Source organism: Brevibacillus sp. DP1.3A, assembly GCF_013284245.2.
Classification (GTDB): Bacteria; Bacillota; Bacilli; order Brevibacillales; family Brevibacillaceae; genus Brevibacillus.
This window is the reverse complement of record NZ_CP085876.1, coordinates 1,344,618-1,359,791: the sequence shown is the minus strand read 5'-3', so window position 1 is coordinate 1,359,791 and position 15,174 is coordinate 1,344,618. Positions and strand designations below refer to the sequence as shown.

Sequence of the window (15,174 nt, the reverse complement as noted above, 5' to 3'; positions counted from 1 at the left end):
TGATGCTTATTTCAACGGGCTTTTGATTCTTTCTTGATGAGGTTTGTGGTTCTCCACCCAGAGACGATCCGCTTTGAAGTAGTTTCCAAAATCATCTTGTTCCGGGAATCCTCCATGCGTGGCATCTCGTCTTACATGCTTGGTATTGCATGCTGGGCAATACACAGATAACTGTAATTCCTTCACAAACACTTTTGTTCGCTGGCTGCATTTACTGTTTTTGCAATAGATATATGTTTGATAACGTGGGATACCATCGACATAACGAACACCTGAGTTCTCCTTGGTAGGATCAATGAGTGATTCTTCTAGCGGGATATTCATATGAGGTTGGCTCTTCTTAGCGATAAGCGGATTATCCGATCCATCCACCCAGGCCGTCCCCTCCTTCACTTCCAATCCAAGAAGTGGTCCTAATTTTTCACCCAGAGACTGAGACAAAGTATGATCACCATTAATGAATGGCAGCTGACGCTTTCCCTTCACCTGCTTGTCTACTTCCTCTGGAGCTTCCAGTGTCTCAATGGGCATTGGGATACCTTTCGTTTCAACAACAGGCTCCTCTTTCTCTGGCACTCCTGGATCAGAAACAACTGGACCGAAACCCACGCTTTGTTGAATCGGCTTTGTGACTTCTGCCAGCTCATATCCCAAGAATCCAAAAAGCCCATGAATGATGTTCATTACTTGCATGTTATTGGCTTTGCTCAACTCAAGCTCCACGCGCTTTTGACCTTCGGCAACATACAGTTTTACACTCATCGGATAATCCTCCTATTTTCAAATGTAATGTTGTGTTAAATTGCTGGCAGAAGCTCCTGATTTTCGTAGATGTTGCCTTTTACGATTATTTCGAATTCATCCCACTCATATGAATCCAGCCACTCATCCTCTTCACGATCGATAAAAACATACCTGGCGTGTTCTTGGTCGTATGCTACTTCGAGATATACGGCTCCATCGTCATGCCCTGCCTCAATAATGTCCCCTTCGTAAATCTCCTGACCGTTCTTGTCATGTATGCCTGTAAATTGCTGTAGCTCAATAAACGCTTTCGGCATCACGCCGCTCCAAATCTGTCTTTCGAAATCAAACCATCCAAAGTCGCCATCGATTGTAATCATGAACTTAGTAAGGCTCAGTGGCTTTTGGTAGATCATCGTTTTATTCTGCTTGTCCCACACCCGAAACTTGATTTCGCGCACGCCTATCACTCCCTATTTAACAAATCGATTGTTGTGATAACTCAGTCTTTGTCGAATGTGAACTTTCGAGAAATATGTCCGTTATTAAGCCACGAATAATATGTCGGTAAAGCCCAAGAGAGAACCGTAATCAAGTCTGCTTCTTTCCAGTCTTCCTCAGTTAGATCAGGTCTTGCTTGTTTTAAGAAGTCAATCACTTCATCTTTGCTCAGATTCCGCATATCTGTTCCCCCCTTAACAAATCGTGTGATGAGTACCTAAAGCAGTTCCTTCAAAAGCTTCCGGATCAATTCGTTTACTTGCTGATCATTGGACTTTTCGCCATCATTTTGGATATACTGGGTGTTAGGTGAATTTATTTTTTGTGTCAGCTGAGTGAGGATCTCCCCGATCCCGTTCAGCTGTTTTTTTGTTTCTGCATGTTCAGCAGCCATTTCGTCCATTCTTGCCATGACCTGTTCCAGCGAAGTTTCTACAGGAACAGCTACTTGTTTTTCTTCTGCTCCAGATCCTCCCGCAATCCCCCAGTTTTCTTTCATCCGTTTCAATTGCGTCCAACTGGAGAGACCGTATTCCTTGCGAATATGCGAATCGAGTTTGCCTTGTTTGATCAATTTCAGGTATACATCCTTGGTCAAATCCTTCTTTGTTTTAGGAGCTGCACCCATCGTAGTCTTATCTCCCTTCATGAGACGTTCCATTTCCTCTGGAGAGAGCCGATAGGTTATAACCTCGCTCGGCTCCATAGCCTCTTCGTTATGTGGAAACCGGATATCACCACGGCGACTAGTTCGTCCAACAAATCTCGCTTTGCTTACCATGACTGAATCAGCACAAGCCTATTGCAACATTTTTGATGTTTTTTATTTTCCTAGACACGTTGACTTGGCTCATCCCTAGCTTTCGTCCAATCTCTTTTTGCGTGTACCCTTCCAAAGCAAGCATAGTGATGGCTGGCTCTTGACGGATCAACTCCGAGCACATCCATTTGGCTTCAACCTCTTCCTCTACTGAATCGTAGGTTGCAAGCAAATCCAGTAGTGAACCATCTTCTCCTTCGCTTTCCCAATCCATCGAAACTACTTCTCCCGTTCTCTTCACTGCCATTTCTAAACGGATAGTTTTTCTTAGCTCGTTTTCAATCCAGTGTCCTGCAAAGCTTGTGAATTTAAATCCCAATGTTGGATCAAACTTCTGCGCTGCTTTGACAAGCCCAATGCATCCGATTTGAAATAGGTCATCGTAGTCATAGCCTGCAGGTGGATAATACCTTTTAAGGATATGGTGGACGAACCGTAAGTGTTTTTGAACCAGTGTGTCAACATCGGTGCTCAATACAGCGTTCATCCCTTATGCCCCCTTCATGGCTTCTCTTGCCATATAGTAAAAATGGTGGTAGATATAGTTTCCGCTGAATTGTGGCGATAGAAATACAGTCGTAAATCCATAGCGTGCTTCAAAGGTTTTCAAGCTGCCGAGTAGTGCTTGTGGCGTGTATTTCGAAATGTAATCACCTTTGAGAATTTTCTCGTACCCGTCAGCGTCTTCCACGATCATGGTAAACGGCTGCCGCGCTCCCCGGATCAGCTCGTTTTCAAATCGGGTCCGATCTTTGATTGACTCAACCAACTCATTGACCGAATTTTTCCGCTCGATTAGCCCTGGGAGAAACAAGTCTCTCGGAATCCCGAGCTCGTCATTCTTGGGTAGCATCGCAGTATAATCCCCTGTTTTCAGGCCACGGTGCATGTATGGCACCTTTTTCTTATCGAAATACTCCAAAATGTGTCGGTTCTTTTGCTCCCTGGTATCCACAATCATGACCATTGTGTCCAGGAGAGCTTTGATTTCATTTTCCGCAAACCGGAAATGTAATGGACTCATGCTCTCACCTTCTTGAAAAAAGACATTGCCCTATCGAATAGTTCAACTGCAATTTTGTCAGTTTCTAGTGTTTCGTAATTAGCAATTGATTGCTGGGCATCTACCCACCCATTCACCGCAAGCTTTTGCAACCACCTGGTCACAAGCTCATATGAATGCTCATCGGTTGTCAGCCACTTATCAAGCTTGATTTCTGTGGTTTTGTCTTGATTCTCCATTAGCATGAAGGCAATAATTTTGTCATTCGTCTGCCGTAAAGCATGCTCTTTGTCTGAATAGGTTCCCATGAGGTACTTAACAATTCTCGCTTTATACGACCGAGCTAAGTCCATATCATGAGCTGGCACCTTGTCAGCATTCTCGACATATAAGTTACCGCCATCCATGACGATCGGAGAGCCAAGCTTTGCCATTTCATCGCAGATCAGTTTAGGGTGCATAAAGCTCACCTTCCTGCCATGGGTTAATAAGTTTTTTCGTTCGTTAACCCATAAAATCCAGTAATACCAAGGGTTTCAGCGTTTGGGTTAATGAAGGTTATCCATTTTGCTATTATCAGAGCTTTTATTGTTTTATTTGCTATGGAATGGAACAGGTAAATTCATTAACCCTCATTAACCCACTATCAAAAATCAATAGAATAGAAGACTTGTAAAACCAGTCGTATCAAGGGTTCCTAGAGTTTTTGTCGATTAATAGGAACGACTTTTTCTGGGTTAATGAACTGATTTTCGTTAACCCGTTCGTTAACCCCATCACCCACTAAATCCCAATTTTCTCTTTTTAAACCCAATTCTAGGAAGTAAACTTTGTTTTTTGCTCCGTTCCCCTTTTTATAACCACGGCTTTCAAGTGCTCGATAAAATGCTCTGTTCTTCAACTCGATTTCGCCATTTTTGAAACACCAATCTTTGTACTCTTCATATAAGGCTTTGGCTTCCACTCTGGCCAATGGATGAATCAAACATTTCTCATCGATAAAAGGCCCCAGAATATCCATGTCGTTTCGATACCCTTCCGTAGCAACTCGGATCGCCTCCGGTTCTCCAAGCCCTTCCTTTTGCCATCGAATGCAGCCCTCCACAGCCCAACGAAGTATTCCTGGCATTTCCTTTGCTAGCTTCTCCGGTAGCTTCTTATCCACTTTTTCTTTAGCAATGGTCACTTCGAATGGAATCAGCCGGATCCGTCTCCAAATCCCCTCGTCAGATCCCTTGATGATCGGTTTGTGATTTGTGGTGAAGAAAACTTTGAACTCTGGCGTAAATTCGAAAAATTCCTGCCGCATGAACCGCGCCGTCATCTTCTCGCCGCCAGTGATCTGTTTGACCAATGACTCCGAGAGCTGCTGCCCTTCTTCTGACTCCACAGCTGATACGAACCTCGCACCATCCAGGCGAGCAATATCGTTGTTGATCCCATTGTCGTTACGCTTTTTGATAAACGTGTCACTGTTCGTCTGTCGCCCGTAATCGCCAAGCAAGGTCTGAATCGTGTTGATAAATGTGGACTTCCCATTTCGCCCTGTACCGTATAGAAAAAACATGACTTGTTCTGAGATATCTCCAGTCAGCGTATACCCTACTGCCTTCTGGAGAAAATCGATGATCTCGTGGTTTACTTCGCCTTTATCGTTAACAAAAATGCTTTCTATGAACGCTTTCCAGCTTGGACATTCTGCCGTCTCTTCATAGGTCACATTGGACAACTTTGTCAGCAGCAGGTCCTTTGAGTGCGGCTGCAACTTGCCCGTTTTCAGGTCAATGACACCATTCTCACAGTTGAACAGGTAATTATGGCTATCCAGTTCGTGCTTGGAAACAGCCACCATCGGGCGTGTGTCCAAAATGCTGTTCATCCTTACAGATCGCTTTTCACAACGTTTTGCCCAGGCGTAGATTTGCTTTGCCAGTGCTTCATCTGAAATCTCTCGGCACTCTTGATACAGTGCCCTTAACGTCTTGGCCGCGATTGACTCGATCTCAAGCTTTTCATCTTGTCTCCAATACTTGCCATTCCAGATCAACCAGCCTAGTTCGTTGGAATATCGGAGGCGCTCGCCGTGATGATAAACCAGGCGTTCAGCATTTCCCAATTCAGAGAGACGAAAAAATGGTCTGTTCTTGCCCTGATATGAATTGCTCTCTTCATAACTGGACTCTTCCGTACCAATGAAAATCTCATACGGCTGCACAGCAACATGATCGCCAACAGTTGTTTGCGTGGAATCAATAGCATTATCGATGGTCATTTGGCCGTATGTACGACCATCAGACGAGTGACGCTTTTCCCATTTTTCCCGATACAGGCCAGACTCACGAAACATGCTATCCATCTGCTCGGGATCCTTATTGGTCCAAAATGCAAGATGATTACAGAGAGCCATGTCTGTTGCTGAATGATCTCCGTTAATCAGCTCGCCATGAAACATTGCTTGAATCGCATCGCCGTTCTTGCTGGAAAACATCCTCGTCCACAGTTCTGAGTTAGATCGATTCGATGGTTGAGACTCACTATGTCGCTTCTTTGAAATAGGTGACTCTACTTTGACCAAGTATCGATCAAACAGCTGCTGAATCTCGTTCGTTCTTTCCTCGATGGTATGATGCCAGAGACACTTTCCCGTAAAGGTGAAGTATCGGCCATGGCGGTAGACTTCAATTCCAAGCTGTGGATTCTTTTTACCAGTCCCGGCTACATCGTTGGGCAGTTCGCCTCGAACGATGATATGTAGACCCTTGCCCGATGGAGACAGCTCCGTATAACTTTCCATCAGGTCTACAATTTCTCTGGCGGTATCCGATAGTTCCCCGTCTTCCATGCACTTATCGATGTCTACACCGATGAACGGATCATTCTCAGAAAACATAAATCCGATTCCGTCATAACCATTTGGAAAGGTCTGGACGGCAGCATTAAAGCTAGACCATGTGGAAGGATCGTTTGACTTTGCAAGTTCTCCATTTGTCTGATACGGTACTTTTGTGGGCTTACCATCCCTACTTTCTGATCGCCAAACAATCCACTGAGGGGAATCCTGCAGCTCTTTCGGAATTCGATGAAGTTCATAATGCATGAGTCTATTCCCCTTTCAGTTGCAGGAAGGGAGTTTCACTCCCCCTTCCCTCCTTCGTGTGGATCAAAATGGCACATCACTGTCGGACAGTGGTTTACCTTCAATAACTGGAGCTGCTATTGACTCCATAAATCGTTTTACTTCCGGATATTTTTTGCCATTATGTGTTCTTTCACCAACGTAAACACGCACTGCTTTTCCTTTGAAGGTGTCCGCCCATTCTTTGAAATTGGCAAATTCCATGCCGTCAGGGAAACCAGCTGCTTTTGACGCTTGCTGAATCCTCCACATGGCATTCTCCGTGATGGTGAAATTATCATAGAGTAGCTTCTGTCCTTGGCAAGGCTGATCCACGTCAGAGCGGATTTCATAGTCAAAAACGATTCGGTTGTTTCCGCTATCTGTTGCGGGTTTCAACTCATAGTTGATTGGAACTACTTCGTACTCTCCTGGCTTGATAGGTTCGAAATCAGAACCTGCTCTGCTATGATCGATTTTAAAACCCATTTATCATCATCCTCCTAATATCTCCAAGGCTCGTTGAGCCATGGCCAAAGTGAATTGATCCAGTTTTCTTCCGGCCTTAAATTCCATTTGTTCGATTTGCTTCATAGCGTCAGGCTTATTTTTGAGGATTGTGTTGACCTTTTCGATTGCTTCTGTGCGTTGCTTCTCCTCTTCGGCCTTTACATCAATACCGAGCTCGAGCCATTTGTAAATATTCGTCCCATGTTCAGGTGTAAGCGCACCAACAAGCTCTACGAACATATTGGAATTGTCCTTTGTAGTAACTGCTTTATGGTCCTGATCGATTTGAAATACGATCATGAACTCATACTCCAGATCATCTTTTTGGATTGGCTTGAGTCCTAATTTGCGGATCTGCAAACGTCCAGTGTCATCCGGAACAGCTTGATAGTCCTGCTTGGTTCGCATGGTTCCGATAATATGAAGATCGTTTTCGGTCAGCGTCTGGACAAATTTTTTAATCACAGGCTTTAAGGGCTTCCAGTCTTGGAACCTGCCCCCGAGATCAATCTGCTTGTCCAAAATGCCGCCAATACCTTCCCAGGCATGAGAGAGGCTATCCACAATAACAACCTCACAACCAGCTTTTTTTAATGCCTCTATGGCTGCTTCGTAGCGCTCGGTTGAATACGGCGATTGCAAATCAATGTGGAAGAACTGCCCGATCTGAACGTCTTGGACGCTTGTCCCTACATACAGGAGAGCTCGCTTGTGTTCTGTGTCGACAACCCCGATTTTCTTCCACACGGACGCCTCATCCAGCTCTGGGTACGCTCCCCGCATCATCCCATAGGCAATAAAGAGAGAGGAAAGGGTTTTACCACTGCCAGAAGCTCCAATTACTGCAAGGCAGCCTTTTAGCTTTTCCCGAACAGCTAATGTCGGTGTGAACATAACGACTCCTCCCTACCGGATCCGAAGGCTACTCCCCTGATGAAGGGCAACGCCTGGAATTTCTTCCCCTTTTTTTAGCAACTCAGATATCATTGTCTTGTTTAAGGTTGGGGCTGTGTTCACCCAATAATTCGAAGGAATGATTGATTCATTCAACACTTGGACTGATGGGGCATTTTTCTGCAAGGAAACTGTAAAGATAGGCGTTTTAATGTGATTCAAACCAGCCTTGCCAAGCTGATCTTCAAGATAACGTTTCAGACCGTCACGCCGAATTTCCAATGTTCTTCGGCGATCAGCAAGACGCTTTTCTTCATTCCGAATCACTTCCATATAGCCATCGATGTTTTTCATCATCTTTACAATGTTTTCAGCTTTTACTTCAATTGCGTCCTTCAATGCTTCAAGTGCATCTGCCAAGCCTACAGAATGCGTTTCATCTTCTGTTATAACTTGTAAAATAGCAGCGTATTGATCTGCCATTTCATACAAATTCATAATCTACCCTCCCTTGATTTCTTGTGATTGAAACGCTATGCTTGAGCTACCAGATTCGTGTATAATGCTTTCCTGAGACTCCGTTGCAGCGGAGTCTTTTACTTTTTGATGCTGTTCCAATTGATACTCAATCTCTTCAACGGATTCTTCAATTACAGTCATGTCAGTAATCATTCCGTCTAATTTCTTGTAAAAATCAGCAAAAGCGTTGAGAATATCTGCTGGATTATTGAATCGGTGATCCAGCTCGTTTTTGAGGGACTCAAGCTCGTACTTTACGCCACTAATCTTTTCTTCCAAGGTCAAACACGTTCACCCCCTTTGCCTTTGTTCACGAGGCCGCCACCGTCCCAACCTCTACGGCAGCCGTACAGCTCCTCTGACTGATCCCGATGACCTCGCTATGTGATTGGAGGTTCGAACCTCCGTGCAACTGACAAACTCATACCAGCTGCACGCAGGGCCGAAGCCCACGTTGTACCCTATTCCTCCCCAGCAGTGATGGTTTTTGCTCCGATATTTGTAAGCATGCATTCACGTCTGCAGAAGATGTCACTACCGACTTTCCAAACTAAGTTGCCTTTGAAAATCTCCCCACCGCATTCATCGCAGTGGTCCACCACTTTGGCTTCTTGAGCATCTGGAATACTTACTACTGAGAATCGATCAAGGTTTAAAGGCATCCTTTACACACCAACTTCCCGCTTTTATGAGATTGAACGTCTTCAACACTTCCACACAAAACACAACCAGGCACATACTTCTGGAGAATGATTTGGTGATTGTTCACGAAGATCTCCATTGGGGTACCTTCCGGAATATCAAAGGTGTTGCGCAGCTCCTTTGGCAAAACAACTCGTCCTAAATGATCCATTTTTCTTACCACGCCCGTTGATTTCATGTCCTTAATCCCCCTGTATTTTCAGATAGATTCAAGCTCATACCGCTATTCCGATGATCGTGTCATAGAGCTTGTCCACCTCCCAGAAACTGTGGTAGGATAGGACTATTCAAATTGGTTTGTGTGTTGAATTGGTCACTGTTGCGAGCAGTGGCCTTTTCGTATTCTCTGGCAGCTGCCATTTCCTTTTCCAGCTCGTTCACTTCATTCACGATCCACCAATCCCATGACCCGTTAGCTGACTGATGTCTAAGATGTCTGTAGATGCGCCAAAGCTCTGCTATCCGGTCCATTGCAGAATCAAAGTCGTACCTCACAGCCTGTCACTTCCTTTCATTCAGATTAAGAACCAACAATCAATGCTTGGGTTGTTCAGATAACCACTGAGTTAAAAACTCTCTAGTCTCTCTAGCTGGGAAGTACCATTTAGTGCCTATTTTATGTTTGGGGAATCTGGGATCATAAAAGAACTGATTAAGAATAGTGGGCCAACACATCATGGTTCTGCGTAATAGCTCTTTCTTGTCCCAAAAAACTAATTCTGCATCGACTTCCTTGATCAATTCCGAAATCTTTTCATGGCACATATTTCTTACCTCTTGTTCATCTAAATCTATAGCCACTAACTTTTTCAAAATGTTCACTCCTTTCTTTAAGCATTAATTTGTCGATCCCATTTGGCCCGGTAGTAATCAAATAGCGCCTTCTTTTTGAGATACTTAATCCTATATTCCAAGGACTTTTCAAGGCGCCCAAGAGCAAGTGATAAAGATTTGAGAGTATCGGTAGCGTAGAATTTACAAAGATAGGCCGTCTCTTCTTCCGAGAATGGTTTCCCTTGATTAGGGTGAAAATCTGGATGTAACATCATACGGCCTTGCTCGTCATACTGCACTTCTAATAGCTTTTTTTGGCTCGTGTTTTTGGCGTTTTTTTTTAACCTTTTGTATTGTGCATACAACATCCTCGGTAAAAAAAATATCGCGTATATCACGATTGAAAAAGATGCAAATCTTAATCATCAATTTTCCGCCAGGGATAGCCCCATTCTCAATAGCGCTGATCCTGTCCCTTGTTGTTCCAAGGGCAATTGCTAGTTCTTCTTGAGATAGATCATACTCTGGACTTCTCCGTAAAATCCTGATGTTATTTTTCATAGGGGTATTCACCTCCCTAGTGTTGCTTACAGGCAACGAATTGTAGTGGACAAACAAACTTTTGTTGTATCTATACGTCGAATTGTATTGTACATCCAACATATCGTCAATAGCTTTTTATAAAAATTCACCACAAAGAACAAATGATCTCTTCCCATTTTGTCGTATATATACTACAATTTGTTGTGTGAACACAACACAAATGAGGTGTTACCCACTATGCAAAATGAACTAGGAAAAACTCTTGAAGCCTTGAGGAAAGCCAAAAAACTCTCCTTGAGAGCAGTTGCAGATATAACCGAATTAAATTTCTCTTACATTCGCGATTTAGAATTGAATGTAAATCGGAGTTCGAAAAAAACAGTAAAGCCAACTACTGACACTCTTCAAAAACTGGCAACCGCTTATGACTATCCATTAGAGAATCTATTAAAATTGGCTGGTCAGGTAGAAGTGGCAAATGCTTTCGAAAAAATTCTCAATGACCCAGACGTAAACGAAAAGAAAAAAGAAGCTGTTCGTATCCTGATGGAAATGGACGACAACGCCGAAAGCCTCGATCGGGTAATTGGAATATTGAATGCACTGAAATAAGAACGACCAATCTCAACGGGGAGACTGGTCGTTCTTTCTTTTATTTGGATTTTCTTTCGAAACGATGTCTTCGATATTTTGGAGAGCTTCGCCATGGTCCTCTTTCAATAGATTATGTAAAATCCCTACCAGTTCTGGAGTCCATTTTGTTGACTTAACTGTGATCACACTTTCTCCCCCTTGAATCGAACATAGGTTCTTATTTATTGTATGAGTATCTTGTACATTTTGCAACTGTTTCCAGTCCTAGAACAAAAAAATAGTGACAGGGACAACTCCCTACCACTATTTTATGACATTATTTCCAAAATTTCTGTAAAGCGATCAAAGAAATTTTAACAAACAACTGTTACCACTTTACATTTTACAGTCGTTATTTATCCGTTACCTTCTGGCGGACCATACACGATGACTGGCGGTTTCGTTGGAAACGGAGCGACAAGCCCGTTCCCCTCTGGTGGACCAGCTAACGCTGTGGACCCAGATGAGATAACCCCAATCAAAATTGCAGCAAAAGCACTAGTCAATACTTTCTTCATAGATGATGCCTCCTTTGTCGTGATAATTACATTTTAGCTGACAAAAATGCCTTATCGAGGACAAAGTTTTTCGTAAGCTCAAATTCATCTTTTAGATAGCTTACTTTCAATTCCCCCAGCATGTCAGAAACATCTTTGTGAAAAAAATCTCCTGTTTTTTGTGCGTGATACAGAACTTTGTTGCGAAACAGTAATAGCTTTTCTGCTTGGAAGAAAGACCATTCTTCTTTTTCTGCAAGTTGCAATAGTCTGTCACATTCGTCAATGAGCTTGTCCGCTTTGTCGAAATGCCCTAATCTGATTTCCATAAAAATGATGTCATTAAGCGAATGCACTTTTCTGATATCATTTTTACCCATTGTCTTAAATAATTCGTCCCAGAGCTCTTTAGCCTCATCAAAATTTTGATTCATGTAGTACATTCGTGCCATGCCTTGTTTTACTAATTTGTGCAGTTCAGACGCTTTTGGTGCCATCTCCAAACAAACCTTTGCATGTTCCAGTGCCTCATCGTAAAATGCAAGCTGCATACATATAAGCGAATGTCTGTGGTAGATGTGCGCTGTGTGCTGGTAAACTACCCCTGCCATTGCTTCTATCGCTCTATTAGACAGCCTATAGGCTTTATCGTGTTGACCTTTAATATAGAAAGCCGTAGCTTCCTGATAGAATAACTGCGATAAACGCCGATCATCTAACTTTATTTCTTGGGTGATCGCCTCCGTAATAGAAAGAAACGCATCGAAGTTTTTCCGTTTTTTCGAAATGTGATACAACTCGTCAAGCAAATCTAAGAATCCGTTGTGTTCAGGATCATAATTTATAAACGCCTGAGTTAGATATTGTATTTTTCGTCTACTCGTCTTTCCCTTCTCCTCGATGTCCCACAGGATTAAGCGAAAGAGATTTGTAATCACACCATGTAGATCCCCTTGACTAAACGATTCCCGCATAATCATTTGAATTACCCGAATAGCGAGCTTATAGTCATGTGGCTGAATTTTCATTGCTAGGTGAGATACTTCTTTCTTATCTTGCTGTATTAGCACATACCTCATGACCAATTCGCCACTTTGAAACAAATGGTATGCTTTTTCAACAAACGAAGCCTTGGGAACGTTTTGTCCCTTCTCCGTATTGACTATTGTTATCCTAGATACATCCAGGAGCTCTGCTAACTTCTCTTGGCTGACTCGTGCATCATTAATGCGTGCTTTTTCACGGAGCGTTTTTAAAGCAGCTCCAAACTCTTTTCTGTTTAACTCTTCAATTGAACCGCTCATCTTATCACTTCTCCCCTTTGAGAAGCAAAAGCCGTTCACCAAATATTGTAGATGGCAGGTTTTGTAAGAATTATTGATTCGTGCCACTTGTCCTATTTCTTTTTACCCTGTAGAATTATTTAAGCTAACGGAAAGTGGCTCCGGCCCGCCACCAAGGGTGCGTCTTGGTGGTAAAGAGTTTGCATAGCTACCAACTATGCAGACCCCGTTGGCTTTTTGCTTTATACAAGATTTCAATTATTTGTTAAAGAAAGTAAATTGCACTTTGTTAGTATAGCATTTTCCTTTAGAAAATTTTATTGCGTAGATAATTTTCTTAATCAGATTACGTCCAAATTGCTGCGTACTCCTCCACTCTCTTCTCTTCGATCCGCTTCATCGTTCCATAGAAACATTTTAGGAATCGATCAAGTTCCCACTCTTTTTTATCCCTCTTGTATTCGTGCTTGGTGTATTCCCATGCGTCAGCAGCAACTGGCAACACGTTTTCGTTACGAGTCCATCCTGAAACGTTTTTAAACATCACCACCTTTCCCCAGAACTGTTTGATTACTCTTCCACATGAAAATCCTTGTTGGATCAGCTTAGCAAATTCTTTCGGGATGTAAGAAGGAATTACAGAGCTGTCTTTCGCGAGGTGCGTTCCGTTTACGTTATTTTTCTTAGTTTCTTTTGGTCTTCTTGGAGTATTAAAAACCCCCGTATTAGCTTCCTGCTTGGGCGCCTCAACCTTTTGCGTATCAGGCTTTTTAGGCTTGTCCAACCCCGTCACCTCAACCCCGTCATTAAGGGGTAAAAAATAGTACATGTTCGCGCCCTGGAGCCCCGTTTTTCTGCTAGTTGTCACTCTTTTTATAATCCCTACCTTATCCAACTTTCTAATAGCCCTTTCCACGCTTGCCCGGCTTAATTTTGTTAAAGCCATAATTGTCTCGATTTTCAGATACGAAACTCCTAAAACTTTCATTGATCGTAGCCTTAATACATCCAGGACACTCATAGTTGATGGAGTAAGCTCATTTCTTAATTTTCGTACCCGTTCATTGATGGACTGTCTTAGTTGTTCCTTTGAAGCAAAATAACTAAACGGCTGCATTTCTAATAACATGCTCTTATCCATTCGGATATCTCCTTTATATCTATTAGATATCTAAAGTATATACATAGATACACAGTATTGCAATACTATATTAGATTGTTTATACTTTGGATAGGAGGTGAAGAATCATGTCATCAGAAACTACCAAGGCACTTATAACAATGCCCAAAGAGTTAAAAACGAAACTTGAAGAAGAAGCAAAAAATGAAAACAGAAGCTTGAGCAATTACATTGTTACATTGCTTCAAAAAAGGCACCAATAAAAAGACGCACCCAACCGGATGCGCTTTTTTTTAAATTCAAATTGAAATGGAGTATATTAAATGGCATCTTTCCGGAAACGTGGTCAGAACTGGGAATATCGGATAGTGTTTATTGATCGGCAAACTGGAAAACAAAAAGAAAAGTCTAAAGGAGGATTTCGAACCAAAAAGGAGGCACAACTCGCAGCAACTGAAGAGGAATCAAAGATCAATCATTTTGGTTTTGCTGAGAACGGAGGCGAACGGGTAGATAGCTTCTTCGACGATTGGTTGGAGATATATAAAAGGCCAAATTTGAAGCCGATCACCTATACTCTCCAGGAAAGGAATGTCCGACTTAACATCCTGCCTCGGTGGGGAAAATACCGACTGAAAGACATCACCCGAAATGAATACCAAAAATGGATCAACGAGTTACGAGGTCATTACAGCGAAGGCACAGTCAGACGGATACACAGCATATTCAGTACAGCTATGAATGATTCCGTCCACGAGTTTCGCGTTTTACGGGAAAATCCTGTTCAAAAGATCAAGATACCAAAGCAAGTAGACAAGTCAAGCAAGGTGGCTCACTTTACCCGAGAGCAGCTGGAAAGTTTTTTGGACTGTGTAAAAGCTCCAGTGAAAAATGCGAAATACCAACACTCCATCCAATACTATGCTTTTTTCACACTGCTCGCTCGTACCGGACTTCGGGTCGGCGAAGCACTTGCGCTGACCTGGGATGACATTGACTTTGATGCAAAAACATTAACGGTTAATAAGACTCTCGTCTATCCCTTGAATTCGCAGCCATACTTATCAACTCCGAAATCTAAAAGCAGTGAAAGAACTATCAAACTAGACGAAATCACAATAAAACAAATGAAACGTCATAGGATAAACCAAAAAGAGGTTTGCCTAATGTATAAAAACTACAAACCCACTAAAGACAATATTATTTTCCACCAACACGAGGGACGCTGGCTACGTACCAATGTGGTCCGTGATTACTTTAAAGAGATTTGTAAGCGAGCCGAACTTCCCGTTCTATCTCCTCACGCCCTCAGGCATACTCATGCCGTTCATTTACTTGAAGCTGGTGCAAATATAAAATACGTGTCCGAGCGACTTGGGCACGCAAGCGTGAAAGTCACAGCGGACACGTATCTACATGTTACGAAAAAGATTGAGGACGATGCTCTCGCACTATATGAGCGATACGTCCAAAAATAAATATGGGCAAATTATGGGCAAGCCCATTTCTGAAGCTC

22 protein-coding genes are annotated in these 15,174 nt (G+C 42.7%); 3 read left to right on the top strand and 19 right to left on the bottom strand.

The features are described from left to right. Nucleotides 1-6: 6 nt before the first annotated feature. The 16 genes from HP399_RS06210 to HP399_RS06135 all read right to left on the bottom strand — a co-directional run bounded on the left by HP399_RS06210 (nt 7) and on the right by HP399_RS06135 (nt 10,143). Entirely contained in the window at nt 7-762 is a 756-nt protein-coding gene (locus HP399_RS06210) for a hypothetical protein (protein WP_173616568.1), read from the bottom strand. A 35-nt stretch (nt 763-797) separates the two neighbouring features. Continuing rightward, nucleotides 798-1,205: a YopX family protein gene (locus HP399_RS06205; RefSeq protein WP_173616569.1), complete on the bottom strand. Its 408-nt coding sequence runs from the start codon at nt 1,203-1,205 to the stop codon at nt 798-800. A gap of 41 nt (nt 1,206-1,246) precedes the next feature. Then, nucleotides 1,247-1,426 (bottom strand): hypothetical protein, encoded by a 180-nt coding sequence (locus HP399_RS06200; protein ID WP_173616570.1) that lies wholly within the window; start codon nt 1,424-1,426, stop codon nt 1,247-1,249. A gap of 36 nt (nt 1,427-1,462) precedes the next feature. Beyond that, entirely contained in the window at nt 1,463-1,951 is a 489-nt protein-coding gene (locus tag HP399_RS06195) for a hypothetical protein (RefSeq protein ID WP_173616571.1), read from the bottom strand. Nucleotides 1,952-2,033: 82 nt separating this feature from the next. Then, the gene (locus tag HP399_RS06190) at nt 2,034-2,552 is read right to left on the bottom strand and encodes a sigma-70 family RNA polymerase sigma factor (RefSeq protein ID WP_173616572.1); all 519 of its coding nucleotides are present in this window, start codon (nt 2,550-2,552) and stop codon (nt 2,034-2,036) included. A 3-nt stretch (nt 2,553-2,555) separates the two neighbouring features. After that, on the bottom strand, nt 2,556-3,089 hold the full coding sequence (locus HP399_RS06185; protein ID WP_173616573.1) for an ERCC4 domain-containing protein: 534 nt from the start codon (nt 3,087-3,089) through the stop codon (nt 2,556-2,558). After that, on the bottom strand, nt 3,086-3,529 hold the full coding sequence (locus HP399_RS06180; RefSeq protein ID WP_173616574.1) for a hypothetical protein: 444 nt from the start codon (nt 3,527-3,529) through the stop codon (nt 3,086-3,088). The genes HP399_RS06185 and HP399_RS06180 overlap by 4 nt, the downstream gene beginning before the upstream one ends. Nucleotides 3,530-3,765: 236 nt before the next feature. Next, a complete protein-coding gene (locus HP399_RS06175) occupies nt 3,766-6,165 on the bottom strand; it encodes a phage/plasmid primase, P4 family (protein WP_173616575.1) in 2,400 nt (799 codons plus the stop codon). A gap of 63 nt (nt 6,166-6,228) precedes the next feature. After that, nucleotides 6,229-6,672 carry a DUF669 domain-containing protein gene (locus tag HP399_RS06170; RefSeq protein WP_173616576.1) on the bottom strand — a complete coding sequence of 148 codons (444 nt, stop codon included), beginning with the start codon at nt 6,670-6,672 and terminating at the stop codon, nt 6,229-6,231. Between the two features lie 6 nt (nt 6,673-6,678). After that, nucleotides 6,679-7,587 carry an AAA family ATPase gene (locus tag HP399_RS06165; protein ID WP_173616577.1) on the bottom strand — a complete coding sequence of 303 codons (909 nt, stop codon included), beginning with the start codon at nt 7,585-7,587 and terminating at the stop codon, nt 6,679-6,681. A 12-nt stretch (nt 7,588-7,599) separates the two neighbouring features. Beyond that, complete coding sequence (locus HP399_RS06160) at nt 7,600-8,085, bottom strand: siphovirus Gp157 family protein (protein ID WP_173616578.1); 486 nt, start codon at nt 8,083-8,085, stop codon at nt 7,600-7,602. A 3-nt stretch (nt 8,086-8,088) separates the two neighbouring features. Then, nucleotides 8,089-8,391: a hypothetical protein gene (locus HP399_RS06155; RefSeq protein ID WP_173616579.1), complete on the bottom strand. Its 303-nt coding sequence runs from the start codon at nt 8,389-8,391 to the stop codon at nt 8,089-8,091. A gap of 367 nt (nt 8,392-8,758) precedes the next feature. Further along, nucleotides 8,759-8,986, bottom strand: coding sequence for an AbrB/MazE/SpoVT family DNA-binding domain-containing protein (locus tag HP399_RS06150; protein WP_173616580.1), 228 nt, complete (start codon nt 8,984-8,986; stop codon nt 8,759-8,761). 62 nt (nt 8,987-9,048) lie between these two features. Then, nucleotides 9,049-9,303, bottom strand: coding sequence for a hypothetical protein (locus HP399_RS06145; protein WP_173616581.1), 255 nt, complete (start codon nt 9,301-9,303; stop codon nt 9,049-9,051). A 39-nt stretch (nt 9,304-9,342) separates the two neighbouring features. Next, on the bottom strand, nt 9,343-9,573 hold the full coding sequence (locus HP399_RS06140) for a group-specific protein (protein WP_173616992.1): 231 nt from the start codon (nt 9,571-9,573) through the stop codon (nt 9,343-9,345). Nucleotides 9,574-9,870: 297 nt separating this feature from the next. After that, nucleotides 9,871-10,143, bottom strand: a complete 273-nt coding sequence (locus HP399_RS06135; RefSeq protein WP_173616582.1) for a helix-turn-helix transcriptional regulator — start codon at nt 10,141-10,143, stop codon at nt 9,871-9,873. Between the two features lie 219 nt (nt 10,144-10,362). Between HP399_RS06135 and HP399_RS06130 the strand changes: the two genes are divergently transcribed. Further along, entirely contained in the window at nt 10,363-10,737 is a 375-nt protein-coding gene (locus HP399_RS06130) for a helix-turn-helix domain-containing protein (protein ID WP_173616583.1), read from the top strand. Between the two features lie 377 nt (nt 10,738-11,114). Here the strand turns inward: HP399_RS06130 and HP399_RS06125 are convergent, their stop codons facing one another. From HP399_RS06125 to HP399_RS06115, 3 genes are all read right to left on the bottom strand, one after another. Continuing rightward, on the bottom strand, nt 11,115-11,276 hold the full coding sequence (locus HP399_RS06125; protein WP_173616584.1) for a hypothetical protein: 162 nt from the start codon (nt 11,274-11,276) through the stop codon (nt 11,115-11,117). Between the two features lie 26 nt (nt 11,277-11,302). Further along, a complete protein-coding gene (locus tag HP399_RS06120; protein ID WP_173616585.1) occupies nt 11,303-12,559 on the bottom strand; it encodes a helix-turn-helix domain-containing protein in 1,257 nt (418 codons plus the stop codon). 325 nt (nt 12,560-12,884) lie between these two features. Further along, nucleotides 12,885-13,679, bottom strand: coding sequence for a helix-turn-helix domain-containing protein (locus HP399_RS06115; RefSeq protein WP_173616586.1), 795 nt, complete (start codon nt 13,677-13,679; stop codon nt 12,885-12,887). A 107-nt stretch (nt 13,680-13,786) separates the two neighbouring features. On the opposite strand from HP399_RS06115, the gene HP399_RS30975 reads away from it, so the two are divergent. Both HP399_RS30975 and HP399_RS06110 read left to right on the top strand, forming a co-directional pair. Then, nucleotides 13,787-13,921: a DNA-binding protein gene (locus HP399_RS30975; protein WP_173616587.1), complete on the top strand. Its 135-nt coding sequence runs from the start codon at nt 13,787-13,789 to the stop codon at nt 13,919-13,921. Between the two features lie 60 nt (nt 13,922-13,981). Further along, on the top strand, nt 13,982-15,136 hold the full coding sequence (locus tag HP399_RS06110) for a site-specific integrase (protein WP_173616588.1): 1,155 nt from the start codon (nt 13,982-13,984) through the stop codon (nt 15,134-15,136). Nucleotides 15,137-15,174 lie beyond the last annotated feature (38 nt).